This is a genomic window from Acetobacter aceti, assembly GCF_002005445.1.
Taxonomy (GTDB): domain Bacteria; phylum Pseudomonadota; class Alphaproteobacteria; order Acetobacterales; family Acetobacteraceae; genus Acetobacter; species Acetobacter aceti_B.
The window spans coordinates 2344748-2370130 of sequence record NZ_CP014692.1 but is presented as its reverse complement, the minus strand read 5'-3'; the positions used below and the strand labels follow the sequence as shown (position 1 = coordinate 2370130).

Below are 25383 nucleotides of genomic sequence, written 5' to 3'. Positions count from 1 at the left end.
TTCTATTTTTTGAACGGGATCATATTTCTGGAGTGTTGCGGTTTCGTCACTGTAAAACCAACGTCTCCGCGACTGGAGAACGTGCCGCCAAGACGTTGATTCGTTTGTGAACCCTGACTACTGGACCTTGATCCGCTGTGCCGCCTCAATGGCGAAGTAGGTCAGAATGCCGTTCGCTCCAGCCCGCTTGAAAGCCAGCAGGCTTTCCATGACTGCCCGCTCATGATCCAGCCAGCCATTCTGGATCGCCGCCATCAGCATCGCGTACTCACCCGAGACCTGATAGGCGAAGGTCGGTACGGAGAAGCTGTCCCGTACACGTCGGATGATGTCGAGATAGGGCATTCCCGGCTTGACCATGACCATGTCGGCGCCTTCGAGAAGATCAAGTTCGACCTCACGCAGGGCTTCATCCGAATTGGCCGGGTCCATCTGGTAGGTTTTCTTGTCGCCCTTCAGAAGCCCTCCGGAGCCGAGCGCGTCACGGAACGGGCCGTAGAACGCGCTGGCATATTTGGCGGCGTAGGACATGATCCGTGTGTCGATCAGACCATTCTCGTCCAGATCGCGACGGATGGCTTCGATGCGTCCGTCCATCATGTCGGAGGGGGCGATGATGTCGATGCCCGCGGCTGCCTGATTGGTCGCCTGAACCTTCAGAATATCAACGGACTCATCATTGACGACGTAACCATCGCGAATGACGCCGTCATGGCCGTGGTTGGTGTAGGGATCGAGGGCAACGTCGCCGATCAGCCCCATGTCGGGGAACTCGCTTTTAAGCAGGCGGGCTGCCCGGCACATGAGATTGTCGGGGTTGAGCGCCTCGGTCCCGGCCTCATCACGCACTTCCGAAGGCGTAATGGGGAACAGGGCCAGCGCAGGAATATCCAGCCTGGCGGCTGTTTCAACATGCGCGGCCAGTCTGTCGAGGGTGACACGCTGCACTCCGGGCATGGACGCAACATCCGTAATGGAATTGCTGCCTTCCATCACGAAGATCGGCCAGATCAGGTCATCAATGGAAAGACTGTTCTCGGCAACAAGCCTGCGGGTGAAACGGTCCTGCCTGTTGCGACGCAGGCGTGTCAGCGGAAAACGACCGACAGTCATGACAACTCCTCTTGTCCCGTTGGATACCGCAATCAGGGCGATAGGCACGGCGTGAATGCAGATGATTCCAGGCCCGGCAACGGCTGTCAGAGCTCGACGGAACCATGGATAAAGCAGCCCGCGGCAACACACTGTCGCGCGAGATACAATTCTTGTAGTGAAGCGATTATGCGCCCTGCCGACAGGTTTGCAAAATCGCCACCAAAGTCGGGTGGGCTGTTGTGCGCGCTAGGGCCAAGGAGAGTGGCTTGTAACTGATCACGAGCCCCGCGAGAATGTTTCGATTTAATAACAAAATAGAAGATCCTTGTGCATGGTCGGGTGTGTGGCTTCATGCTCAGGCATAATTTCTTGAAAAGTGGTAATATTTACCCATCTATCGGATATTTCGATATAACAGGTGTGGATTAACCTATGGCTGTTGTGTTTTTGTTTCTCTGGAGAAAATAAATAGAGATAATGATGATTGGTCTTGCGGAAATGCGACAGTCGCGTCATATCTGAAACATTGCGAAACCGATAGAAATGAGTCTCATGACGTTCCCGCATTTGCCTAATAAGAAGAGTAGTCGCGCTGCTTTTCTCCGTTCTTTACTGGGCGGTGTTGTTCTTATTGCAGCAACAGCCTCGGCGCGGGCGGATGAACCTATTCCTCAGACGGAACAAAGCGATATTGTAACGCTGGCGCCATGGTCGCCTCATACGATTCTGGTCGTGGACGCCGTGTATCAGCATGGCAAGGATGGTCGTGCCTACGTGGTGGATGCCGACAAGGGGCGTCTGCTGGGGATGGTGCAGGCCGCATACAATCCGAATGTCGTTCTGTCGCCTGACGCCAGCCATTTCTTTGTTGGTGAAACGACGTGGGAACGCGGCAATCGCGGTGAGCGCAATGATCTGCTGGCTGAATATGAAAGCAGCACACTGAAGATCGTCGCCGACGAAAAGCTTCCGTCCCGTGCGCTGGTCACACCCAAGCGCAATAACCTCGCCATCAGCGCCGACGGCTCTCTTGTCTATGTTTACCAGATGAGCCCCGGCAGCGCGGTCGAAGTGGTGGATACGGCATCCCACAAGATCACGCAGACGGTTGATGTGCCGGGATGTGCGTTGATTTACCCTTGGGGTAACAGCGGTTTCTCCTCGCTCTGCGCTGACGGCACGCTGGCCAATGTCAGCATCGGCGCTGATGGCAAGCCGTCCATGACGCACAGCGCGGCGTTCTTCGAGCCTGATCACGACGGCATCTTTGAGCAGAGTCCTTCCTCGGCCAAGGACGGCAAGGCGTGGTTCATCAGCTATACCGGCAAGGTTTACGAAACCGGGCTTGGTGCTGATTCTGTCGTCAGCAAGCCCTGGTCTCTGCAGGAAGGCGCCGGAATGAAGGTGGCGCCAGACTCGTCGAAGCCTTTCGAGGTGACGTGGCGTCCCGGTGGCTGGCAGATGTCCGCTCTGCATAAAAGCAGTCATGAACTGTACGTGCTGATGCACAAGGGGCCGTTCTGGAGTCACAAGGAGGCCGGTTCGGAAGTCTGGGTTTACGATACGGCTACGCATAAGCGCATCCGTCGTATGGCTCTGCCGACTCCCAGCCCTATGGTCGGTGTGACGCAGGATGAACATCCTCTGATGTTCACAACGAATGAAGATATCAGTGATTTTTATATCCTCGATGCGAAAACCGGCAAACAGGCGCACAAGATGAAGGCGCTCGGCAGTTCGCTGATCTTCACGGTTGCGCCCGGTGAAGGATGAATGCCGCCTCTCTCATGATGGGTGGTCTTTCAGCCCTCTGCGCCGGAGGTGTGGGGATCATGTTTCTTGTGGCTGGAGTTTCCAAGCTACGGGAACATGACCTCTTTCTCGGGACGCTTTCGTCCTACCGGCTTCTTCCCGCATCGTTTCTTGAGACTGCGGCGTGGGGGCTTGGCGCGGTGGAGGTGCTTGTCGGTCTGATGCTGCTGTCCGGTATCGGGCAGGGTGTCGGAGGTGTTGCCGCCGCTGGTCTGATGGTGACCTTCGCTCTGGCGATGGGTATCAACGTCATGCGGGGCCGCACTGACCTGTCCTGTGGCTGCACACCCGGACAGAAAGGCGAGGCGCTTTCCTGGTCGCTGGTTTTCCGTACGCTGGCGTGTGGTGTGCCTGCCTTGCTGCCTGTCGTGGGAGGGGAGGTTTCTTCGGTTGGCATCCGGATCGAGGGTGCCGCGTGTGGCGTGGCGCTCTGGGTGCTCTGGCAGGCGCTGCGCGTATTGCCGGATCTCTCCCTCAGTGATGCGTCAGGAGAGCAGGCATGATGGTCGCTCTTCTTATCTGGCAGGGCTTTCTGACAGTTCTGGTTCTGGTTCTTGCTGTGACATTGCTGGCGCTCGCACGTCAGATCGGCGTGCTGCATGAACGGATAGCGCCGATTGGCGCTCAGGAAGCGCGTCCGGGGCTGGATGTCGGGCAGACAGTCCCGAGGCTGGTTCTGCGCACACTGGAAGACAGGCCGGTCATGATCGGTGATGCCCTGCAACCGGGCCACTACCAGATGCTTCTGTTCGTGGCGCCGGAATGTCCGGTCTGCAAACGCGTTATTCCCGTTGCGCGTGAAGTGGCTGCCAGCAGAGGATTCGAGTTTTTGTTCGTCGGGGACGGACCGGTTCCGGAACTTCAGGACATGGTGGCCAGTCGCCCTGAGATGCAGGATGTTCCGCTTCTGACGGGAGTGGAGCTTGGGCTGGTCCTTCAGATTAACCGTCTGCCTGCTTTGGTGCTGCTGGATGAGCGCGGCGTCATTCGGGCCAAGGATATTGTGAATACACGCCGTCAGATCGAAGAGTTGCTGGACACTGTTCCAGTGGCTCCGAAGGTTGATCGGGTGAAGACAGGAGTGATTTCTCATGCTGCCGTCTGAAAAGAAACAGGGTTCGATGCTGGATCGTCTGACAGAGAGCGTTCTGCGGCGGATCGCTGGCCATACCTCGCGCCGTGATATGCTGACAAAAGTCGGTGGTGCGGTTGTGGCGGCTCCGGCCTTCATGCTGCTGCCGGTCAGCCGGGCTGACGCCGCAACAGCAAAGCCCAAGCCCCAGTCACCGTTCGCTGCGAAAGCGCAGGCGAAAGACGATCTTGCCTGCGATTACTGGCGTTACTGCGCCATCGACGGCAATCTGTGCACGGCCTGCGGTGGCGGCACCCATACATGCCCGCCGGGAACGGCGCCGTCTCCCACCTCGTGGATCGGTAGCTGTTACAACCCGCAGGACGGCAATTCCTATATGATTGCCTATCGCGACTGCTGTGGTCAGGATTCGTGTAACGAGGTGACGTGCCTTAATACGGATGGTGACCAGCCGTCCTATCGTCCGATGGCCAATAACGACATCATCTGGTGTTTCGGAACGGGAACATCGGAGATGTACAATTGCTCGACCGCAGCCGTGGTCGGCAGGGCATCATAAGTCATCAGAAGCAGATTGTAGTGATAATGAAGAAAATTCTCTTTTCCCTGAGTGCCGCAGCCCTTCTTGCCAGCGGGGTGACCGCTTCGGGCAAGGCTCACGCTGCGGCGGACGGTCAGCAGCTTTACACAGGTAATTGCAGCCTTTGCCATCAGGTCAGCGCAGCAGGCGTCGTCGGTCAGTTTCCGCCGCTCAAGGGACGTATCGGTGCGATTGCGTCCACACCGGAAGGCAAAGCGTATGTGACGCATGTACTGCTCAATGGTCTGTCGGGTATGATCAAGGCTGGTGGCGGCACCTATATGGGTTACATGCCGTCCTTCGGTGCCCAGAGCGATGAGAATATTGCAGCTATTCTCACCTATGTTGCATCTCTCAGTGACGTAAAGCCCGCGCCGACCTTCACTGCTGATGATGTGAAGAAAGAGCGTGCGTCCACGCTGACGCCTCCAGCGGTTCTTGAAGAGCGAAACAAGTTGAATGCTGTGCACCCGATCCCCTGAGAAAGCGGGAAGGCGGTCTTCGATGCCCGGAACGGCTCTTCTGATGCGGGTCGTTCCGGCTCTGATTCTGATTGCGGGAAGTGTGTGCTTTCTGTCCGGCGTTTCACAGGCTGCGGATTCCGTGTCGCACGCCACCGTGCTTGACCACACCAGTGTGACCTATCTGTCTCATTGCGGTGGTTGTCACGGCATAGAGGGCGTATCCGGGAGCAGTTTTGTGCCGACTTTACGCAATGCTGTTGGCGGATTCGCCTGCACAGATGAGGGGCGGGCCTATCTGATCCGTGTGCCCGGTGTGTCGATGTCTCTCGTCCGGGACGATCAGACCCTCGCGGATGTCATGAATTTTGTCATGTTCCGGCTGGCTGGAACCAGTCTGCCGCAAGGGTTCCGGCCTTATACGGCAGCCGAGATTCATGCATGGCGGAAAGAGCCTTTATCCGTTCCCGATTTCATGGCGCAGCGCGGTCAGACCCTCGGGCGTTCTCTGGCAGCCTGTGCAGAGAAGACTGCAAAGAAACTGTAAAAAGAAAACGGTCGCTGATCTCTGTAATCTTCTGGATACCGGGATGTCATTGGCCAGTTTGCATGATGCCAGACAAGGAGTGTTCCGTGCATGATCTCTCGTCCCCGTCTCTCCGTTGGGGCGTATTTTGCGCTTCAGCTCGTTTCCTTGCCGGCTTTTGCGCAGGAGAGATTGACACCGGAACAGTCGGGACGTCCTCTGGTCAGTGAGGAAACGGCAGCGGAAAAAGCTGACGCAGCCAAGGTGGATGTCAATCTCCAGCCACCCGGAAGCCACAGCTGGTTTGACGATCTTGAAGGTCATATCGTTGTCGAGGCAGGCGTCAACGGCAATCCCTGGACGCATACCGGACGCAACTGGGCGCAGTCCTATGTTGATCGCGCCAATACCGCGACACTCAACCAGATCACAGGCACGCTTTCTCATCCGGTTTCAGAGATTGGCGCCGGTTACGGTCTCGGATTCACGCTTGAAGTCCTCTACGGCTCGGACGCCCGGTTCAACCCGACTATCGGTATGGCCGACGGGGCGATCACAGGCATGTATCAGTTCGCGCCGACACAGGCGCACATTGATGCGCATCTTCCCTGGTTCACCAAGGATGGTCTCGATCTTCAGATCGGGCAGATGTACGGCATGCAGGGCGTGGAAGGCACGGATGCTCTGGAGCGGCCTTTCTACAGCTACAATTATTCATCGGACTTCATCGTGCCGTTCGAAGTGGTGGGCGTAACGGCGACTGTCCACCTTACCGAGCATCTTGACTGGATCCTCGGCGTGAACGCCGGAAATTCGACGACCTTCGGCGGTGCGAAAAACAACAATCGTCCCAAAGGGTATTTTGGTTTCCAGTCCAATGGCCTTCTGGACGGAAAGCTGGATCTGTCCGCCCTTGCCTATGTAGGACCACAGCAGAGCGTGTACGCCATTGGTCGTGACGCCAATCATGCGATGGAATATATCGGTGACATCATCGCTTCTTACAAAATCAACGAGACGACCACCTTTACTCTCAACGGCACGTATTTTCACGATGATTATCTTCAGGACGATGTGTATGGCGTGACAGCCTATTTCGCCCATGATTTCTATCCGTGGCTGACATTCAATGCTCGTGGGGAAATTTTTCGCGACAATAATGGTGGTGTTATCGGCAGCAATACTTCGACAATGTCCTATATCAACGAGTTGCGTGGACGCCCTTACCCTTATAATTACGCCGCAGGCACCACCTATGGTGAGTTGACTGTGGGTGTGGCTTATCGTCCGCAATTCCTTCACCTCCCCAAAGGTAGCCTGACCATCCGGCCGGAACTGCGTCTGGACAAGTCGCTGAACGGGACGCGCCCTTTCAATCGCGTCTCATCCACAGACGATCCGACCATCAAATATGCGAACAATGGCACCAACAACATGTTCTGGTTCAGTTGTGACGCAATCTGGGCATTCTGAAGTCTTTAGGCTGGAGCAGGAACGATGACAGAGCTGGTTTGCGTCAATGTGCTGCTGACAGGTGTTCTGCTGGCTACGCTTCTTGTGACATGGCGTCTGACCCGTCAGGTCAGGCAGCTTTTCCGCGAGGTCGCGCCGGCGGGAGCACTGACAGGATCAAAAGGTCTCCAGCCGGGTGATACCTGCCCTACAGGGCCATTCCGTTTGCTGAATGGAGATGCTTTCAGTCCGTCAGACAGGCGGGAAACGACGCTGCTGCTGTTTGTCTCTGCAACGTGCCCGGTATCGAGAAAGATCATTCCGATCGCACAGGATTTCTGTCGAAAAGAACATGTCAGTCTGGTTTTCGCCGGAGATGATGCTATCGGGATTCAGGAGCGCTTTGCAAAGAACGTCGGGATCAGGACGGATCGTTTTATTAATGATCCTGTCCTTGGACGGGTGCTGGAGGTGGATAAACTTCCAGCCGCCTTCCTGCTTTCTTCAGAAGGCGTCATCCTGTCCCGTGGTCTGGTAAACAGTCGTGAACATCTGGAAAGTCTTCTCAATGCCTGGGAGAGCGGTTTTACAACGGTGCAGGATTACATCACGCACCGTAAACAGCAGAAAATTGAGACGGCCTGATCGCTCTTTTCTGACGCCTGTTTCTGCCAGAAAAGAATGACAGGCCCTCTGCTCTCCGGAAGAGAAACTTTCGGAGAGCAGAGGTTTAGCCGGGTTTGTTTGCAAACTCGCTGAAGACATGTTCGGAGGGATTCCCTTCCGTAAAATGCGTCATGACAAAAGCAGCAATACCGTTCAGGTCTTTCTGGCTGTAATTGCCGCCTGAGAAGCCGGGCATCGTCTGATTTCCTTTGTCCGTCATCAGGTTCGAGCCCTTCATGATGACGTGGAGCAGGTTACGGCCATTGTCCGCGCTCAGACTGTGGGCTGAGACTGCGGGCTCAGGCAATGTTGGCGAAAGTGGACTGACGACCGCTGCCGTCAGGGAGATGGCAGCCGCTACAGGCTGATGTAAACAGCCGTCCTCCGTTTTGTCTGCTGGGGCAGGGTGGTGTCAGCGGAAGGCGATTGACGGACCGACGCAGCGCCATGACTGGATGACTGAGGCTTTACGTCACGCAGATACACAACCATGGCATGAATATCGGCAGGTTTCAGATGGCGAAGGCTATAGCTGACCACTTGCGCCATATCACCTGAGTGTCTGACCTGAAATGATTTTAATGATTTCAGTATGTTATGCTTAATGAGTTTGCGAGAACCTGATGAGATCAGGATGATCTGGACTGAAATCAACGACACCGACAGCGATGGCCGATATACTGCGACAGTTGATTTCTGGTTGGGCGCTGTCTGTCGCATCCTGCTCATTGCTGTTGGGATGGATGAAAGACTGTCGGACAGGCGGTAAAAGATTGCGATCAGGTTTTCCGCCCTTTGGACTGTGGGCGATAAAACTGGTAACAACGGGAAGCACGCGGCCGGAGATGTTTGCGTTGCATGGGCAGGACGAAAAACGGCCGTCGTCGTCTGCACATCTACCCGTGGCGGCCAATCTGATGAAAAGCAGCTTTTCGAAGCTTTTTCCGACATTGCGGGCTTTGTGGCAGAGACGTTATGTCCTGCGGAGCGCAGCTTTCAATAAGAAAAGAAAAATAACATGTCCGAGTTCAATGCGTGGCTGAAAACCCAGAAGGATGTTGATGCAGTCAATGCAATAGCGGCATTTCTGGCTTTCAGTAATATGCCGCAGATTGGCAGTCCTCCCGTGGATCTGGTCATTCACGCTGGAAATGCCATCCTTGAAACGGCTCATGCGGCTTCCGGAGCAGCGCTTGAAGCCAATTGCCCCCTGCTTTTTTCAGGTGGGATCGGACATTCGACCTCTCTTCTGGTGGAAGCTGTCAGAGCGGAAAATCTGCTGCCAGAAATACAGGTGAAAGACAGATCCGAAGCTGAGATATTTGCTGATCTGGCGTCGAAATTCTGGAAATTTCCAAAAGAAAAACTGATTCTGGAAACACGTTCCACCAACTGCGGTGAAAACGCGAGCTTTACGCAATCACTCCTCCTGAAGCTGGATCTGAATATTCGAACGGCGATCCTGTTTCAGGATCCGGCCATGCAGTTAAGAACTGTCGTAACCTTCCAGAAAGCCTTTCAGGAAGCATCTTGTGCAACGGTTTTCTATAGTTCCCCGACTTTTGTTCCTCGTCTTCAAATGCGGGACGGGATCATAACATATGCTGAAGGATTACCTTCCGGACTATGGAGTCCGGAACGGTTTCTATCTTTGATTTTGGGAGAAATTCCAAGATTGCGTGACGATGAGAATGGCTACGGTCCGTGCGGGCATGGCTTTATCCCGCACGTTGACGTTCCTTCCGAGATTGAAGCAGCTTACCAGCATGTTTGTGAGCTTTTGAAAAACCATGAGAAAACGAAAGGCCGGATCCTGTCGTGATTGACAGAACTGCTATCTGCTTTGTTTTGGGGTGATATGCTGCGCGTCTTCGTAGAGACGAAAACCACCATAGTTTATATATGGCAGCATTCTCACAAAAAAGCCCCGCTATTCACGGGGCCTTCCATCAGATCTGAACAATACTCGAAAAATCGAAACTCTCGCCTTTAGGGCTTTCCCCCAGCCGAAGCTGGGTAGGACTGACCAGCACATGCGGTGGAACCGGCAGGTTGTAAGGAGCCGGAACCCCTTTACGCACGCGCCCGGCCAGATCGAACTTCGAGCCATGACACGGGCAGTTATAGCGGCCCTTGTTGTCGCCTCCCGTGGTGGCTTCGTAGACCGGCACGCAGCCCAGATGCGTGCAGACACCGACATACACGCCATATTCCGGCACAAGCGAGCGATGCCAGTTCTTCGCGTAGGACGGCTGCTGGAGTACGGAAGAGTCCGGATCGCGGAGATCGGCCACGAGAGCGGCATCCTGAAGCTGCTTCAGATCTTCAGGCGTGCGACGCAGGATGAATACCGGCTTGCCCTGCCACACGGCGGTCATTTGTTGACCGGGTGCAAGTTTGGAAATGTCCACATCCACGGGCAGATGCGCGGAAGCGCTGTCCTGCGGCGCAAGGCTCTGCACGAAAGGAACAGCGCAGGCGCAGGCGCCAGCCGCCACACCCGCCGTCGTCACCATGCCGAGGAAGTCCCGACGGCCGGGTTCCGTGCTGTCCGTGGTGTCAGAATGATCGGTCATTGATTGCACGTCCCGTTTACTGCGACTTCACGCGTTTCCATGTCTTCTTCTTCCATGCGATCGCCAGAACAAGAAGTCCGATAAGATAAAGCGCCACCCACAGCCCCGTCCGATGGCGGGCGTTGCGATGCGGATCGGCGGCCCAGACCAGAAAACTGGTCACATCGCGCGCCTGCTGTTCGACAGTCGCGGGTGTGCCGTCCGGATACTGGATCATGCCGTTCATCAGCGGAGGCGGCATGCCGATCAGGTGCCCATCGACCCAGTCATTGTAGAACTTGCCCGGCACGACAGGCGCATCAGCAGGCGGCGGCATCCTGTAGCCGGTCAGAAAGGCATAAAGCCAGTCCGCACCATGCGGCTGGATTAGGGCCAGACGCGACTGGTCAGGCGGGGCAACGCCGCCCATCATGGCTGCCGCGGCCTCGTCACTCGGGAATGGCGAGCGGAAATGATCGTCAGGGCGACCGGGGCGGGAGGTCGGCTGACCGGACACATCGGGCGGACCGGCAATCATCTTGGAATGCGCCAGATCCAGAATGGCCTGTTCGCTCATCCCGATGCCGCTGAGGTCATTGTAGGTCAGCGCCTTCATGCCGTGGCATGTGGAGCAGATCCGGTCATAGACCATGAAACCGCGTTGCAGTGCTTTCTGGTCAAACTGTCCGAAGGGACCGTCGAAATCCCATTTCTGGTGTGGTGGAACCAGCGGTTCCGGAACAGCCGCCAGAGCCGTTAGAGGAGTGGAAAGAAAAGCGGCGGCGGCGAGTGCGAGGAAACGTATGTTTTTCATCATGCGTCTCCCTCTGCGGCAGCAATGGACGAGGGCAGGGGGCGGGTCTTTTCCATGCGGGCGGCCAGCGGCAGCAGCACGAGGAAGTAGCCGAAATAGTAGAGACCGGCCAGACGGGCGACGATCATCCACAAACCTTCACCATGATGCTTGCCTGCGACAGCCAGCAGCACGAAGGCCACGACAAGGCCAAGCAGACCCACGCGACACATCGGACGGAACCGCGCCGAACGGATGGGCGAGCGGTCCAGCCAGGGCAGGAAGAACAGCACGACAATTGATCCGGCAGCGGCGAGGAGACCGCCAAACTTGGACGGCACCGACTGAAGGAGGCCGTAGAACGGCAGGAAATACCATTCCGGCTCGATGTCGGCGGGGGTATGCATCGGGTCGGCGGGCGCATAGTTCGCAGGCTCGGTCAGCAGGTTGGGCCAGAAGAACATCAGGGCCGTAAAGATCAGCGCGAAAATAATCAGCCCGACCAGATCCTTGCTGGTGTAGTAAGGATGAAAGGTCAGTGTGTCTTTCCTGCTCTTTGGTTCGATGCCTAACGGATTGTTGGCGCCGCTGATATGCACGGTCGTCACATGCAGCCCGACAACAACCACAACCAGAAACGCCATCAGGAAGTGCAGCACAAAGAAGCGATGCAGGAACACGTCGCCCAGATGATCGCTGCCGGTCATGATGTGCTCAAGCGCGCCGCCGATCACAGGAACCGCACCGACCGCCTTGGTGATGACATCCGCGCCCCAGTAGGACATCTGGCCCCAGGGCAGCATATAGCCCGCAAAGGCGGTCGCCATGACCATGACCAGCAGGATAAGGCCGGTCAGCCAGAGAATTTCACGGGGCGCTTTGTAGGAGCCGTAATACAGCCCACGAAAAAGATGGATATAGAGCGCCGCCATAAACAGGTTTGCGCCCGTCATGTGCATGGCCCGCAGGAGCCAGCCGCCTGAAAGTTGCCTGTCGATGGCCTCGACCGAAAGGAAGGCACCCGCGTCCGTCGCCGTATAGTTCATGGCGAGGAAGATGCCGGTCGCCAGCATGAGAACCAGCACAACCGTCAGGATGGCGCCGAAGTTCCACAGCCAGTTGAGATTGCGGGGAAGGCGGAAATCAACATATTCGGCGCGAAAGGCTGAAATGACTGGAAGACGCTGATCGATCCAGCCTGCGAGGCCGGTAGCTGGTGGCGTATTCGCAGAATGGTCACCCGTATTTTCGGGTATTTTCATGACGGAAATCCAGAGTTCACGTTCAGGCCTGCTTGTGGTTGCACATTACCTCCAGACTAGCATGTTGTTACGGAAAAGACATGTGATTGAATAAAAACGCAGTTCGAGACGCCGAAAACTGGTGACCGGGCGGCAGTCATGAAGCAGATGAAGAACTGAAGGCCGTTAGGACCATGAGAATGGTGGCGTGATCCGTAAGGCTGGAGCGGTCGGCAGGAGTGATTCGGTCTGTGCTGGCGCCATGCGGGAGAGGTAAAACTGTTCAGGTCTCAGCATGAACTGATTTCCACTGGTATGGTCCGGGATATCTGTCCTAACAGAGAGTGAGCTTTTTACTGATCTGGACTTGTCATGACCGAAACCGCGCCGATCCTTTCCCACGTCGATGAAACCGGTGAACAGCCGCGTATGGTGGAAGTCAGCGACAAGGCCGTTACGAAGAGGGAAGCTCATGCTCAGGCTCGTCTCCGTTTTCCGGAAGCTGTCATTGCAACTCTACGTGAAGCCGGATTTGTCACAAAAAAAGGGGCCGTGCTGACAGTTGCTCAGATCGCCGGGATCATGGGCGTCAAGGCGACATCCACCCTGATCCCGATGTGCCACCCTCTTTCCATCAGTGGCTGCAAGATCGAAATCATGGTCAAGGATCAGGATGCCGTCATTGACTGTCGTGTCGCCTGCGTCGGGCAGACGGGTGTGGAGATGGAAGCGCTGACGGGTGCGACTGTCGCGGCCTTGACGATCTACGACATGTGTAAGGCGCTCAGCCACGATATGGTGATTCACAGTGTCGGATTGCTGGGCAAGGTCGGTGGAAAACGGGATTTCGGCACGCTCATGACTGAAAAAGTCAAACCGGATTCTGGTACATAACCAGTATGGTCAGCTTGAAACCAGCGATGATGACGGTGCAGCCTTCAGTGATCGAGGAAGAAACGGTTTCCCGTATCATTGAGGTGTTGAAAGCGGCTTTGAGCAGAAAAAAGCCTATCCGTTTTCCCTCTCTCAAGAATTCGATCAACCAGTATTTTTTTGCTGGCGGTCTTGCTGTGGTTCTTCTGGGTTTGCTTGCGACCGTGCTGTGCGATCCGCACTGGTCTCCCTTAAAGCCTGAAATGCAGCACATGGTGCTGAGGATTGCTGTTCCGGCATACTGGGCTGGTGTTTTTGTGTCTGTTGTCAGTCAATGTTCTTCTGTTTTGCCTCTGCAGTCCGTCTATTACGCTGCAAATCGGAATACTGAGGCGAACGTTGCATTATATAATGAATTGAGACTCTTCCCCAAAGCGGAGCTTGAGTTCGCAGTTCTCTTATTCCGGCAGCATCTGTCATGTGAAATCTCGCCTGCAACGATCATGGTCGGTGATCTGTCCAGGAGCGGTTTCATTGTGATGTTGATGGCGGCGCTGTCATCAATCTTTGCTCTGACAACCAAAGGACTGGGATCAGCCTTTACTGGCATTGTGCTGGGAGCAGGGATTATTCTGGTTATGGTGATGCTGCTGGCTGTGTTTGCAAATGCAGCAGTCGCTCGAGCTGCGAGTGTGGCAGATATTGCCGACTATGTTGTCAGTCACGCCTATCCGGATAAGGAATAGCCAGACCTGCCAGATGAGGGTTCTTTAAAATATTTTTGTGATCTAACTGCGGCCAAAAAAGGAGTGAACGCAGGATTGATCAGAGACTTACCGAAAATACTATATAATCTTAAGAGAGTATATTCATGTTTTGGAAAAATGGTGCCCAAGACCGGGATCGAACCAGTGACACTGCGATTTTCAGTTAAACGCTAGGCCACTTAACATACCGTTTTCACACAATATTTTTTCGGCTTTGCTTGCTTTGCTAGTTTCCTCGATTCGTTGCACGCTAAACTGTATTTTCTCTCTATATTAACCATTTGTAATGTTAGAGGTCCAGCGAGAGCTTGCGATTCGCATGACAGAGAACAACGCTGCTTGGCTTGCTGTGATGCCTTCGACACCTAAGCCTATCTCGAACCTCTTCCATTGTTAGCGAATCGGGAAGGGACTCGATACCGACGATTCGGTCCTCACGACATTGAGCGCGCCAAAGAACGAATAGTGAGTTCGATCAGCTGTCACGAAGGTGGAGAAGTGATTTCAAGGATGGTCCGACCGAGCGTTGTGTATGTGTAAAAGGAACGACATTCTGAACCGACACTTCTTCCTCCATTCACAATGTGCTTTATAAGACCTTTCTCTTCAAGAGAGTGAAATGCGAGGACTATCAAATCATTCGAAAAAGTTGTTTGAGGGTATTTTATTTTTAATGCATCAATGAATGCTTGTGTGTGACTATCTTTGTTGGCTTCTATGATGAATGATACTGAGGGCATTTCAGTCAGTATTCCTACATCAACGACTTCAAGGCTTTTAATAATATTAATCCATTCTCTTCGGACTGTAGATAGCTGACCGACTTGTAATCTAGCAATCATCGCAGCCCATAACTTCTGAAGCTCTTCTCGATCCTCTTCCATTGCTGGTTCGAGTATCTCTTTGGCCACCTTTGCGGACACGTCTTCAAGACGCTTCTGACCTTTCAGCATCTCTTCGGCCATCTCAAGCTCATGCTCGAGATTCTTGGCTCTACGACGCCGCATGAGTGGATCAGTCCAAACTGATCTGATGGTCTCATAGATAGCGTCGTGAAGACCAGGAACTCCTTTGACGATAAATCCAATGGCCTTCGCTGTGTGTTCTAGGCTTTCTGGATCAGTAGGAATAAGTGAAGACATCGACCCCTCAGCTTCAAGATGACTGTGCCTAAGGCATAGGAAAAGCCCCAAGCCTTTCGACTCGGGGCTTCTCAAATGTGCGCGGGTGACGTGTATCAGTATTCCGACGGCAAGAGGATTATTTTGTTATCACCTTCCTGACATACGTAGAGCTTCACGGTCTTTAGCGGGCAGTCAGTGTAAGGTATCCGTTGTCTAGCAAGTGACATCGCGTGATTGTCTTCCTGACCTCCATCAGTGCAGACAGCTATCGCGGTATGTTTTTCCAGATCAGTTGTCAGGGTCCAAAACTGCATGGGCTCGGCTCGAACCTCTGCTTTCGTTTGCCAACTGACTACGAGGTCGATGAACCAGCCCATACCGTTGTCGCATAAAAACTTGGCTCCATCGGTCAGAAGGATTTTCGGTCGATACCGATACCACTGACTTGTGCCGGTAAACTGACAGAGGTTCTGTTGGGTAATGTCTTCAATGCTCATACGATCTGTTCCTGTATGATGATGAGTTCTTGAAGGGAGGTCAGTTGGCTCTTACGATCCTCATATTCAGCGCGTGTGACGAACAAGTGTTCGGTATCGACTACGCTGTCGTCTGACGGGGAAAGTGTTTCGATGATCGCATGAAGCATAACTGCTCTCCTTCGATCATTTTGTAGTACAGGCTCCAAGCAGGTACAACGCCAAAGACAGTCAGATACTGCCAAAGATTGCTTGACTGACTGGTAAAATGGCGTTCTGTTTTTGGTATGGATTGGCGAGTTCTATACCTCTGCTCTCCCATATTCTACTATACAGTCTATAAGTTGTCTTCCTAGCCTTTCAGCCAAAAAGAAAGACACCGAAGCGCCTTATTTTCACTTGCGATTTTGGTAAAAAGAAAGCCCGGCATTTCTACCGGGCTTGTTGTCAGTTTGGTTTAGGTCCGATGTAGTGCTTGCCCCTTACCGCATGTGTACCGCCTATTATTCCGTTAAGATCGATGCTTAGCATAATATTTGAATACTTTATTTGCTGCGTTCATTGCGGCGGTATGTTCATCACCTCGTGGCGACTCTCCTGTAATGTATTCAACAAGATCGAAAAAGCCATTTCCTGGTATCGTTCTCGAGCCTTGCTTTTTATGAACAATAGCGGTCAAGAATATTTTTTTTTCTTTGTGGGTATCGGTTGATATTTCTCCTAAAATACGTCCAATAATCTTTCGATCAGGAGGAGATTGCCAGCGTAAGCCAACATGTTCCATGACGGGTGCATAGGTAACGATCTCACCATTTTTCGCACATTCTTCAAGGAAAAGGCGTACTTTTTGAACTCTCTGTTTTTCGTCATGGACGAAACTGATATAGCTTTCTGTCGAAGTGTATAAACTGCGTCCAATCTTTATGCCTTCAAGGCGACCATCCTGAAGCATACGAACGACCGTTGCTTTGGTTATATCCAACTCATCCCCTATGATGTCTATCGGAATAAGCGATGGACCGCCATTTTTTTTATAATACTCTATATAAGAACTAAGATTATCGAATGCACTGATAGACATGGATATTTCCTCATGAGTGATTTCCTTGTGTAAGAAAATCACTCATAAGGAAATAGGTCAAGTCAGAGCGGCTGCTCCCTAACAATGGGGGCCGAAGCCCCCTGAGATCAGTGCCCGCGCGTTGTGCGTTCGGTTTTGCCTGTTGTCGGAGTTACCGGTTTCTCTGCCTCATCTGCTTTGCGCTTGCGTTCCGACACCTCAAGCAATGGCTTGTCGAGTTCCCCGGCGTTAGCGGCTTGGATAAGCAGTTCCAGCACCGCTTTTACGTCATCTAACTTAGGCCCGGTCTTAATGACTGACCCGGCATCGGAAAGCTGGATCTTCTTCGAACCATATCTGGGCTCAACGCTGTAACCCTTTGGTCCCTTAGTCCACCACACACTAAAGCGAACCACCTTCTCGTATTTCGTAGTTTCGCCGGTCTCTTCATCTTTCTCACGACGCTCTCTCGTAAGTGTAAAGGGCTTGTTTTCGACTTCGGCTGCTAGTGCCTCAAGCTGAGTGTTGACGCCTTCTACGAAGCGTTTACGGACGTGTGGAGCACGATCATTTTCTGCTTCTACTTCTTTAACGAACTGTAGCTTGCTAAGAACGGTCATTGTAAGTTGCTTTCTCTTGTAGTGCTTTGCGTTATTGCTGCCCTACAAAACAAATTTAGTTTCATACCTAATATGTTCCTATCCTTTTCTTGCCTTTTATCTAGTCAAAGATAGGTTGACTTCGAAAAAGAAAGAAAAACCAACGCATTTGGTGAGAAATACGTTGGTTTGTTCTTTAGTTCGTTTATTGTGTAGATGAGGGAAGAGTAGGCGTCCCGAACTTGCCAATCGAGTAAGCAATCGACTGATATCCTTTATGCAGGACCAGTAACCCTTACTGAAATCATACTGTTGGTTGTCGGACTGTCCGAAGGAACCTTTACCGTGCATTGTGAAGCAGTCCATGATTCGTGTGGTGCCATAGTATCCATATCAGAATCACCGGCATTGGTTATATCAATCCCATATGGCTTTCCTGAAAATGACTTAGGAAACGTAACAGTTCCAGCCCATCCAGAAGTTGTTAGATACATGGCAAATGATATGGTCAATACGCCATCTACATTCGTCCATGAACACGGACCAACATAACCAGCGGCATTTTCTGTTGCCCCATTACCAGCAATAACACCGGATGTAGGCAATGCAGAAGCTAGTGCATAGTTCGATAGTTCATTTTCTGTTGCCAATATAACAGGCATAGAAGTAGAACCATCAGCTTGATAATGTGTTATATAAGGTTTGTTACCTACAGCAGTTGACCATCCAAAATAGTTGATATTTAAATCGTTTGTACCAGATGTATTTGTTGATGTAGAAACGTAGTTTTGTTCAGTCCATATGCAAGTAGCGACGGTATTACCATTCTGTGTTAAAGCGCCTGCCACACTTAAAGCAGCTACCACATTAACATTTGAAACCATGTCTATTATACCAGAACCATTATTATATATATAATCGGTCATAACCTTACCCGGACAGGTTATATTTCCAGATAAAGTAACAGAACCATCGGCGTTTACTATATTATAATGGTTTGTTCCATCATTGGTATGAAGAACGATATTTGATTTTCCGTTATCATTATAAACAGATGTAGAAGCCGGATTTCCCGAAACAAGTTGAACACCTGTAAGCGACGGAAAGGTTCCTGATTTGACATAACTTGAAAGATTATTCTGCACATAAGCCGTCGATGCTGCATTGAGCGAGTTGTCGCTTATTGCTTGTGTAGGAACCTGTAGACCAGAACTTATACTCACAATGCCTGTTGATCGAGAGATAGTCATTGGAGCATCAATATAACTTCCAGAATCATCGAAACGACCAATAAGAAAGTTTCCACCTACGTTAGAACCCGTTTCACTATCGGCATTTTTTCCTATAGCCCAACGCTCCTTTGATGAGTTTTGAAAATGTATTTGTGTATTGCCAGAACCACTATCAACTGTATATTTCGGTGAAGATATACTGCTTGTTGATGATATAGTTCCATTGATTGTGGTGTTTTGATTAACTGTAAAACCAGATGCCGAACAACTTAAAGTTGCCGTTGGGCTGTTCTGAAAATAAGAAAGTGAAGATGTTCCGATTTCTAATCTATTTGTAATACCTGTTAATGGTATAAGTTCAAAGCCAGCAGTTGAACCAATGTTATTTCCTGATATGGAAATAGTTCCGTTGTTGAACGTGCTTGCTGTGATCTTACCGGAACCATCAGTTGTTATTTTTCCATTATCTAATGATGATGTTCCTTGAACGGCAAGCGTGCTTCTTACGGTTGTGGCTGGTAGCGAAGTCGTTGCCGACTGTATGGTAAGGTTCCCTGTCTGGTTAGAACCAGCCGTACCGCCACTGACAGAAATACGGCAATCGAAGTCATTGACCTGTGAATGATCACCTTTGCCGTTGCTGACAGTATGCCAGTCCACATAAGAAACTTGTGCAGCGTCATTTACACCATATTCAAACCCAAAGCCGTTGGCATCGATGTTTGTGAAGGCACCTGTTACGTTACCGCCAGACAGTGGAAGATAACCGGATAAGGCGGTTGTCATCTGTGATTGTTCGACTAAGAAGCGGCCTGTTCCACCAGCATCCTGAATCCAGCATCCAGCGTTTGTTGTATTCCAACCTATCCTTTTAATACCTAATGTCTGTGAATCATTCTGTTGTAACGTGAAGGCAGCGGGCTGACCGTTATCAACCTGAATGGTCGGCCAGTTGAGGGTATTATCTTCACCGATATAAACCTTGTTGGTTCCCATATTGGTACCGCCATTCTGCTGAACAGGAACGAAACCTATTGTTGCTGACAAGGCTTTCTGATTAACGTAATCGACGGTAGCAATCTGGTTATTGACTGTTCCATCAGGATTGGTTGTAAGCGGGATGCCTGTTAGTGAAGGGGAGTTGATCGGCGCGAAGTGCGATGTCAAAACGCCTAGCACCTGATTATTCTGTGTCGCGTCGAGTGTCCCACCGAGACCTGTCACAACTGATGCGAGTTCTCCCACGATTGTATTGGCATCCGTTGTTGTGAACTTCGAACCCTTCTGGCCAATAGCCGGATTTGGACTTAAATAAGTCTTTTGAAACATAATGGACCTCTTAAATGTGAATATATTCGATGGTATTTATCCGTCTGCTGGTTCTGGCGAGAAATCAGGTCCACCGTAATAGAAGTAACAATGTGCGAAAGCAGGCAATATATCGGAGAACTCACATTCAAGAAGAGCGATATCACTGTTATTGAGTGAAACGAAGGTCACACAATACTCGTCGTTGTCGTCATTCATTAAGCGTTGACCGTCGAGACTGAAATCATAGACGTCTGGATAGATTGCGCCGTATTCAATGACCTCAATCGTGAAGCCCAAGTTCGCAGCATACTCGATATAGAACTGCTTATTCATCGAATAGGTGGCTACAAGACGAGCACCGATCTGACCTCTACGTTCATCGAGTGTCGGATTGCTTGATTGGCATTTATCAGGAAGACCAAGCGTGTCATTCCATTCGTTGATGAAGTTCGTTGTCGTTGTTGGGAATATATCGGTAAGAAGATCGCATGCACTCTGATCTGTTCGTGCAACCTCTTGCTGTAAACCAGCGACGACAGAGCCTTTAACGGTGTTCTTTTCTTTCGGCCACGCTAGAGGGTGTTATGTACTTTCGCGCGTGATTGTTTCAGTAATGCTGAATGAAGCAAGCTCGCAAGCCGTATCCCTCTGACGTGTCAGACGAAGAATGGTCGTTGGTTGTTCCGTATCTGGTTCTGATGCGAGAGGACGCGGAACAGCGGCGGCATGATCTGCGCGAACTGTTCAACGGGTTGCGCTACGTGATCCGCTACGGGATCGCCTGGCGCGCCATGCCGAACGATCTGCCGCCCTGGTCGGCGGTCTATCAGCAATCCCGTCGCTGGATGGAGGCAGGCTGCTTCGAAGCGCTGGCGTCTGACCTGCGTGCTGTGCTGCGCATGGCCTCAGGCCGCAAGGCGGAACCCACGGCGGCTATTCTTGACAGCCGAACCTTGCGTTCGACGCCGGAGAGCGGGGCACGCGCCGGATATGATGGGGCCAAACGCAAAAAGGGCTCGAAACTGCATATGGCCGTGGACACGTTTGGCCATCTGCTGGCCCTGCACGTCACGCCAGCCAATCGGGACGATCGCGCCGAGGTCGGACGCCTCGCTGCCGCCATTCAGGAAGTGACGGACGAAAGCGTCGAACTGGCCTATGTCGATCAGGGATATACGGGTGAGAGGCCGGCAGAGGCAGCGCGGGCTCACGGTATCGCCCTTGAGGTCGTCAAATTGCCCGAGGCCAAGCGCGGTTTTGTTCTGCTACCTCGTCGCTGGGTCGTCGAAAGATCTTTCGCATGGGCCACGCGATGCCGTAGGCTCGTCAAGGATTACGAGCGCTATGCCTCAACACTCGCAAGTCTCCATGTCGTCGCTTTCGCATGCTTCATGCTCAGAAACGCCGCTATACTCGCTCAAGGTGCATAACACCTTCTAGATCGTATGGTATGCTCTTTATGAACTTTACGCGATTTCAAGCCTTCGTTTTTTGCTTCGTTGTGCTTGGCTGTTCTTTCGAGCTTCTTCTTGTATTCAGAGGTGATGCTGTTGCTACGGTTCTGTCTTCGTTGTTCACGAGACATAATGTGAAAGGGGTTGTTGCGTTATTGACGCCTATAGTTGTTGGACTAGTTACAGTTTATATCGCATGGCAACAACACCTTCTTAGTCGAACCCAAGCAAAGTTATCACAAGATCAGCGAGATATCGCTCATAATAAGCAACGTGTCGAGTTGTTTGAAAAGATATATGAACTGTACGATGATTTATCGCATGGATTCGAGATGTTGCTGGGGCTCACAGATTATATTCCATCTTCTAAAGATATCGTAAGTTTCAACGAAAATATAAATAAGAATTACTCTTTAGATTGCAAAATAAGCGGTGATAATATTAAAGCAGATATGTATTATTTCATATCAAAATACGATGAAATGAAATCTAAAATAAAAACATTTGAAAACAACATTCATACCATTAATGGAAAATGTCGTTTTATTTTCGATGCTAATACAGCTAAGAGTATAAAAAAGTTGTGTTATTATCTTAGTGATTTGATATGGTACTTAAGTGAGGTAAAAAGTTCAATGTCTTTAGATAAATCTGTTTTTTCTGATAGTGTATTAAATTCTATACGTAGGTGTGAAGATTGTAGATTTCATGCCATTGAGTGTCAGCTTTCCGTGGAGTCATTATTTGATTTATATCTTAATATATCTGATATAACGAAACAATCTTCTGTGAGCTGACTTTTATATATAAATCATATTTTGCAATATAGTAAAGATCGATAATGCGTTCCGCTCTCTAGATAGCTTGTTATATTTCGGTTTATTCCGTTTAGTGGAGTATCAAGTGTCGGTTATTTTGTAGGCTGTCCTATGCCGTAGTTTATGTTCATAAGTTACTTTCTTTATCTTATTTCCATTTTAGTTTTGCATGTAATATCTTGTCTACTTGGCTTTGGTCTATCTCAATGCGCCAAAACCAATAGTCAACCTCAACAGAAGGCGATGTCACACTCGACCAATAGTCGTTGTCTACCTGTATTTGCGTATCTTCTTTGAGTTCTATTTTTAAGTCCTCAAGAAGACATTCTTTGTCTTCGTGATATTCTTCATAAGATAGGCCCATTCGTTCAACAACGAATGTCCCATCATTTTTCATCTCTGTGTATGTTTCTATCATTTTGCTTTCTTCAAGTTCGAGATTATTGATTTGATCTGCTTGCGTCGGTCACTGTCATCAGCGATGTTCTTCAATGTGCTCTCGATTTCTATGTAATCATAACCGGCTTTCTTTAGCGCCAGCCCGAGTTTCCAGAACGCGTCATTTCGAAGACCGGACCCTTTTGGTGTTGATTGATATGCTATGATGGCATTGTTTTTCTTCGCTTCCATAAGTTCGGGGTTCTTCGCTGCTAACTTGCGGCGGATATCATCCAGCTTGTTGGATTTTGTTTTTGGTTTTGCTTTTTCGATTTCTTCTATGATCTCCATATCATCATCAACAGTCATCGTTGTCTTGACGTTAGACACAATATCAAATGCCGATATGACCTTGCGTTTTGTTTCCTTGTAGTCATCAAAGAATCATTCATTGGGATGGGCTGCATTTCTGACTGGCAAATACATCATGTTCGTCGGACCGAGTTTCGACAAGTCAAGGCCAGAGCATTTCCAGATGCCTTGTTTGCCTGCCTTGTCGATGTCTTTCTTCGGATGATAGCCCTTGCGCTTCAATACCTTGTTGATGTGCTGTGCCATACGCTCATAGATTGCTGCGGTCATGATATCCTGTGTTGGGATAATCACGCGCCATCTTGGCTTTGCAGTTGTGCTTGAAAATGTTGAATAAACAATCATCCGCCACTTTGGGAACATAGCAGCGAAATCTTCGTGCCTCATATCCCCATCGTCTATATCGAGATAGATATGTTTCGCTGCTATCACGTTGTCTTTGCCGCGTGACGTCTCTGTTGAGCGGCTTGCATCCATCATTGCGGGACATATGAGGTCATTGTTGTGTTTGTCGTCTGTCTCCCTGTCAAAGAACGTCTTTAACTGATTCGAGAAAAGATCAACGTCATTAACATCTGTGATCGGCGTTCCCGTTTTATCAAACTTTCCAGCGAAGACGTATGACGCGAAATCAAGACTTTGTGCGTCATGAAGGTCTTTAAGGAGTTCGTTCTTTTCTTTTTCGCGTCTTTTGCGGGATCTATCGGTTGCGTTTGCTGCTGTACCAGTTGTCGGTCTACCTGATTTCTTTGGTGCTTCGTCTGGTAGATCGAACTTTACGAGTTTCGCACCTGCAAAGACTTCTGAGGCAAGCCAGTCGGCTGTGTCTTTATCGGGTAAGACAAACTCTTTGGGGTTCTTGTTGTCGGGGTCACGCATCGTTCCGCGCATCAATGACTGATAGACGGTTTCATAATAGTTCGCGAGCAAGAACTCTTCTATGGAAATACCTGTAGCTGCTGTGAAGAGACTAACGAAATCAGGATGAGGGATTAGTGCTGTAAAACTTGCGATACGTTCAATGTGACTGTATTTGTTAAAACCATAAGGTTTCTTGGGTAGCTCATGAGCCCTTGTCAACGGTGGTAGCTTGATCTGATTTCTCTTCTTTCCTTTAACGGTTTTCTCGATATTTGATAGATAAGCCCATTGCTTGCCTTTCCATTGGTTTGCTGCTGCATCAACAAGAGCCTGTAGGTATGTTTCACTTTTAATGTTGATTTTATTTGCCTTGTTCTGTGACCACCGGCCTTCATATCCATAATAGATAGTTACCTTTGAGCCATCGTGCTTCTGGAAACGTAGTTCCTTTTCCCATGATGTCTTGTGCTTCACAAAGTCAGCGTCCGAAAATAGAGCCTTGTATATCAGTGAGTTTGTTATGTTCGCTCCCATGATGATTGTTTCTCTTGTGTCGCCAAAAAACTGAGGGCGTAGAGTAGCTAGTGATTTGAGGCTGAAAGAGTCATCCGTGAGATCAACGAAGTTGTTATATTGCTGGCTGTCAACATGAATATCAACAATGTCATCTGCCAATAAGACGTTCTTGAAATCGTGATATCCATTATTCATGACTTCGTCGGCAGCAAGCGTGTCTTCAAGTTGCTTCTTATTTATAACTTTTAGTAGACCACATTCGCCTGTTTGGTCTTCGATCTCGAAGCAATCTTTAATGTATTGAAAAGTCAGAGGTATCTTTGACGGTAGCTGGATTGTGTAGCCAGGCACTTCATCCCAAACAACGACCCATTCATGAAGATCATTAAATCCCGACAGTCTCAAGTTAATGAGGTTCGCGTGAGTGGTAATGATCGTAATACCCGTTTCGTTAAAGTCTGGGTCACGTAGCTGCTTGTTCTTTGTTAAGATCGTACTCAATAGCTGTTTGAAAGCATTATCATCTTCGGTGATTGTCAGTTGCGAAGCTACATCGAAAGAGTGACTTGAGACCTTCGATGTTACGAGCATCTTATATCTGCTCTGAGATTGTTTGTAAGATTCCTCACATAGTTCAACAGTGGGTTGAGCAAGTATTGTGAGTTGGTTGCTTACTTCTTCTGCGTAAGCGATCTTCTTTAATGCCACGTATGTCTTACCCGCAGCGCATGGGGCATTAACAAGATTTATATTCAATGGGTGATCCATATATTTTTCCTATAAGATCTCTGTCATCGCTTCTCACTTCGATGTTCCTCACAGCACCAGCCCCGGCCATTATCGGGAGATCAAATAGGCACTTGTGAGAAGTACAGAACCAATAATGGCCGGGATTTCTTCTGCTGTTTGTATTTATAACCTGATTATAAGTTCAGGTGTTTCTGGTTGTCATTATTCAAGATTTGCGTTGTCAGCCTTAAGGCACTCACTGCGTTCGCGCCGGGATATTGGTCATGTGAGAACAAAAGTATGCAACGATAATACTTTAAAGGCCTTAAGAGGGTTTTCGTGCTGTACTTTTTGAGCAGTCGAAACAAAATCGGCAGAAATCCGCCACAAATGAAAATGAGGGGGACAGCGCAATAACACCGCATACAAAGAGCCCCGTAGATCACGCCACAGGGCTCTCAAGTGATACGCTGCTATGTTGATACCTTTAGGAGAAAAACGCGCTCTACGGGCTTCCAACATTGGAAGCCAAACATTAC

General features: G+C 50.4%; 27 protein-coding genes and 1 pseudogene. 13 read left to right on the top strand and 15 right to left on the bottom strand.

Annotation, left to right across the window (positions count from 1 at the left end):
* Positions 1 to 117 precede the first annotated feature (117 nt).
* Complete coding sequence (hemB, locus tag A0U92_RS10670; protein ID WP_077813207.1) at positions 118 to 1113, bottom strand: porphobilinogen synthase; 996 nt, start codon at positions 1111 to 1113, stop codon at positions 118 to 120.
* 525 nt (positions 1114 to 1638) lie between these two features.
* Between hemB and A0U92_RS10665 the strand changes: the two genes are divergently transcribed.
* From A0U92_RS10665 to A0U92_RS10630, 8 genes are all read left to right on the top strand, one after another.
* Positions 1639 to 2868, top strand: a complete 1230-nt coding sequence (locus A0U92_RS10665; RefSeq protein ID WP_077813206.1) for an amine dehydrogenase large subunit — start codon at positions 1639 to 1641, stop codon at positions 2866 to 2868.
* Entirely contained in the window at positions 2865 to 3410 is a 546-nt protein-coding gene (locus A0U92_RS10660) for a MauE/DoxX family redox-associated membrane protein (RefSeq protein WP_236748095.1), read from the top strand. The genes A0U92_RS10665 and A0U92_RS10660 overlap by 4 nt, the downstream gene beginning before the upstream one ends.
* A complete protein-coding gene (locus tag A0U92_RS10655; protein WP_077813204.1) occupies positions 3407 to 4012 on the top strand; it encodes a thioredoxin domain-containing protein in 606 nt (201 codons plus the stop codon). The genes A0U92_RS10660 and A0U92_RS10655 overlap by 4 nt, the downstream gene beginning before the upstream one ends.
* A complete protein-coding gene (gene mauA / locus A0U92_RS10650) occupies positions 3999 to 4559 on the top strand; it encodes a methylamine dehydrogenase (amicyanin) small subunit (RefSeq protein ID WP_077813203.1) in 561 nt (186 codons plus the stop codon). The genes A0U92_RS10655 and mauA overlap by 14 nt, the downstream gene beginning before the upstream one ends.
* Positions 4560 to 4585: 26 nt before the next feature.
* Positions 4586 to 5062: a c-type cytochrome gene (locus A0U92_RS10645; RefSeq protein ID WP_077813202.1), complete on the top strand. Its 477-nt coding sequence runs from the start codon at positions 4586 to 4588 to the stop codon at positions 5060 to 5062.
* Between the two features lie 22 nt (positions 5063 to 5084).
* Entirely contained in the window at positions 5085 to 5588 is a 504-nt protein-coding gene (locus tag A0U92_RS10640; protein ID WP_236748094.1) for a c-type cytochrome, read from the top strand.
* Positions 5589 to 5678: 90 nt separating this feature from the next.
* Positions 5679 to 7040 carry an outer membrane beta-barrel protein gene (locus tag A0U92_RS10635; RefSeq protein ID WP_077813200.1) on the top strand — a complete coding sequence of 454 codons (1362 nt, stop codon included), beginning with the start codon at positions 5679 to 5681 and terminating at the stop codon, positions 7038 to 7040.
* A gap of 24 nt (positions 7041 to 7064) precedes the next feature.
* Complete coding sequence (locus A0U92_RS10630) at positions 7065 to 7664, top strand: thioredoxin domain-containing protein (protein WP_077813199.1); 600 nt, start codon at positions 7065 to 7067, stop codon at positions 7662 to 7664.
* 85 nt (positions 7665 to 7749) lie between these two features.
* On the opposite strand, the gene A0U92_RS18440 is transcribed toward A0U92_RS10630, so the two are convergent.
* Together A0U92_RS18440 and A0U92_RS18640 are read right to left on the bottom strand one after the other, a co-directional pair.
* The gene (locus A0U92_RS18440; protein ID WP_257788145.1) at positions 7750 to 7881 is read right to left on the bottom strand and encodes a hypothetical protein; all 132 of its coding nucleotides are present in this window, start codon (positions 7879 to 7881) and stop codon (positions 7750 to 7752) included.
* A gap of 161 nt (positions 7882 to 8042) precedes the next feature.
* The gene (locus A0U92_RS18640; protein ID WP_236748093.1) at positions 8043 to 8636 is read right to left on the bottom strand and encodes a hypothetical protein; all 594 of its coding nucleotides are present in this window, start codon (positions 8634 to 8636) and stop codon (positions 8043 to 8045) included.
* A 175-nt stretch (positions 8637 to 8811) separates the two neighbouring features.
* On the opposite strand from A0U92_RS18640, the gene A0U92_RS10620 reads away from it, so the two are divergent.
* Positions 8812 to 9507, top strand: a complete 696-nt coding sequence (locus A0U92_RS10620; protein ID WP_236748092.1) for a YdcF family protein — start codon at positions 8812 to 8814, stop codon at positions 9505 to 9507.
* Positions 9508 to 9634: 127 nt separating this feature from the next.
* Here A0U92_RS10620 and petA read toward each other — a convergent pair whose 3' ends face one another.
* Genes petA through A0U92_RS10605 form a run of 3 tightly spaced genes read right to left on the bottom strand, consistent with a single transcriptional unit; the run spans position 9635 to position 12295 of the window.
* Positions 9635 to 10261: a ubiquinol-cytochrome c reductase iron-sulfur subunit gene (gene petA, locus A0U92_RS10615; protein WP_077813197.1), complete on the bottom strand. Its 627-nt coding sequence runs from the start codon at positions 10259 to 10261 to the stop codon at positions 9635 to 9637.
* A 16-nt stretch (positions 10262 to 10277) separates the two neighbouring features.
* Complete coding sequence (locus tag A0U92_RS10610) at positions 10278 to 11054, bottom strand: cytochrome c1 (RefSeq protein ID WP_408736120.1); 777 nt, start codon at positions 11052 to 11054, stop codon at positions 10278 to 10280.
* Positions 11054 to 12295, bottom strand: a complete 1242-nt coding sequence (locus A0U92_RS10605; RefSeq protein WP_187668750.1) for a cytochrome b — start codon at positions 12293 to 12295, stop codon at positions 11054 to 11056. Before A0U92_RS10605 ends, A0U92_RS10610 begins: the two co-directional genes overlap by 1 nt.
* A 351-nt stretch (positions 12296 to 12646) precedes the next feature.
* On the opposite strand from A0U92_RS10605, the gene moaC reads away from it, so the two are divergent.
* Positions 12647 to 13168, top strand: coding sequence for a cyclic pyranopterin monophosphate synthase MoaC (gene moaC, locus A0U92_RS10600; protein ID WP_077813194.1), 522 nt, complete (start codon positions 12647 to 12649; stop codon positions 13166 to 13168).
* Positions 13169 to 13173: 5 nt separating this feature from the next.
* Entirely contained in the window at positions 13174 to 13893 is a 720-nt protein-coding gene (locus tag A0U92_RS10595) for a hypothetical protein (RefSeq protein ID WP_077813193.1), read from the top strand.
* Positions 13894 to 14396: 503 nt separating this feature from the next.
* On the opposite strand, the gene A0U92_RS10590 is transcribed toward A0U92_RS10595, so the two are convergent.
* The 6 genes and pseudogenes from A0U92_RS10590 to A0U92_RS17775 all read right to left on the bottom strand — a co-directional run.
* The gene (locus A0U92_RS10590; RefSeq protein ID WP_077813192.1) at positions 14397 to 15056 is read right to left on the bottom strand and encodes an Abi-alpha family protein; all 660 of its coding nucleotides are present in this window, start codon (positions 15054 to 15056) and stop codon (positions 14397 to 14399) included.
* A gap of 95 nt (positions 15057 to 15151) precedes the next feature.
* On the bottom strand, positions 15152 to 15535 hold the full coding sequence (locus tag A0U92_RS10585) for a DUF6876 family protein (RefSeq protein WP_236748091.1): 384 nt from the start codon (positions 15533 to 15535) through the stop codon (positions 15152 to 15154).
* Positions 15536 to 16025: 490 nt separating this feature from the next.
* Complete coding sequence (locus tag A0U92_RS10580) at positions 16026 to 16595, bottom strand: hypothetical protein (RefSeq protein WP_077813191.1); 570 nt, start codon at positions 16593 to 16595, stop codon at positions 16026 to 16028.
* A gap of 107 nt (positions 16596 to 16702) precedes the next feature.
* Positions 16703 to 17194 carry a hypothetical protein gene (locus A0U92_RS10575; protein ID WP_077813190.1) on the bottom strand — a complete coding sequence of 164 codons (492 nt, stop codon included), beginning with the start codon at positions 17192 to 17194 and terminating at the stop codon, positions 16703 to 16705.
* A gap of 254 nt (positions 17195 to 17448) precedes the next feature.
* On the bottom strand, positions 17449 to 19734 hold the full coding sequence (locus tag A0U92_RS17330; RefSeq protein ID WP_149026447.1) for a hypothetical protein: 2286 nt from the start codon (positions 19732 to 19734) through the stop codon (positions 17449 to 17451).
* A 36-nt stretch (positions 19735 to 19770) separates the two neighbouring features.
* Positions 19771 to 20250, bottom strand: a pseudogene (locus tag A0U92_RS17775) (putative phage tail protein); the annotation flags it as partial.
* An 86-nt stretch (positions 20251 to 20336) separates the two neighbouring features.
* On the opposite strand from A0U92_RS17775, the gene A0U92_RS10565 reads away from it, so the two are divergent.
* Positions 20337 to 21146 carry an IS5 family transposase gene (locus tag A0U92_RS10565; protein WP_077812350.1) on the top strand — a complete coding sequence of 270 codons (810 nt, stop codon included), beginning with the start codon at positions 20337 to 20339 and terminating at the stop codon, positions 21144 to 21146.
* A gap of 158 nt (positions 21147 to 21304) precedes the next feature.
* A complete protein-coding gene (locus tag A0U92_RS10560; RefSeq protein ID WP_149026446.1) occupies positions 21305 to 21967 on the top strand; it encodes a hypothetical protein in 663 nt (220 codons plus the stop codon).
* A 169-nt stretch (positions 21968 to 22136) separates the two neighbouring features.
* On the opposite strand, the gene A0U92_RS10555 is transcribed toward A0U92_RS10560, so the two are convergent.
* The 3 genes from A0U92_RS10555 to A0U92_RS10545 form a co-directional block, all read right to left on the bottom strand.
* The gene (locus A0U92_RS10555) at positions 22137 to 22406 is read right to left on the bottom strand and encodes a hypothetical protein (RefSeq protein WP_077813187.1); all 270 of its coding nucleotides are present in this window, start codon (positions 22404 to 22406) and stop codon (positions 22137 to 22139) included.
* A complete protein-coding gene (locus A0U92_RS10550) occupies positions 22403 to 22735 on the bottom strand; it encodes a hypothetical protein (protein ID WP_077813186.1) in 333 nt (110 codons plus the stop codon). Before A0U92_RS10550 ends, A0U92_RS10555 begins: the two co-directional genes overlap by 4 nt.
* A 75-nt stretch (positions 22736 to 22810) precedes the next feature.
* The gene (locus tag A0U92_RS10545; RefSeq protein WP_149026445.1) at positions 22811 to 24823 is read right to left on the bottom strand and encodes a hypothetical protein; all 2013 of its coding nucleotides are present in this window, start codon (positions 24821 to 24823) and stop codon (positions 22811 to 22813) included.
* Positions 24824 to 25383 lie beyond the last annotated feature (560 nt).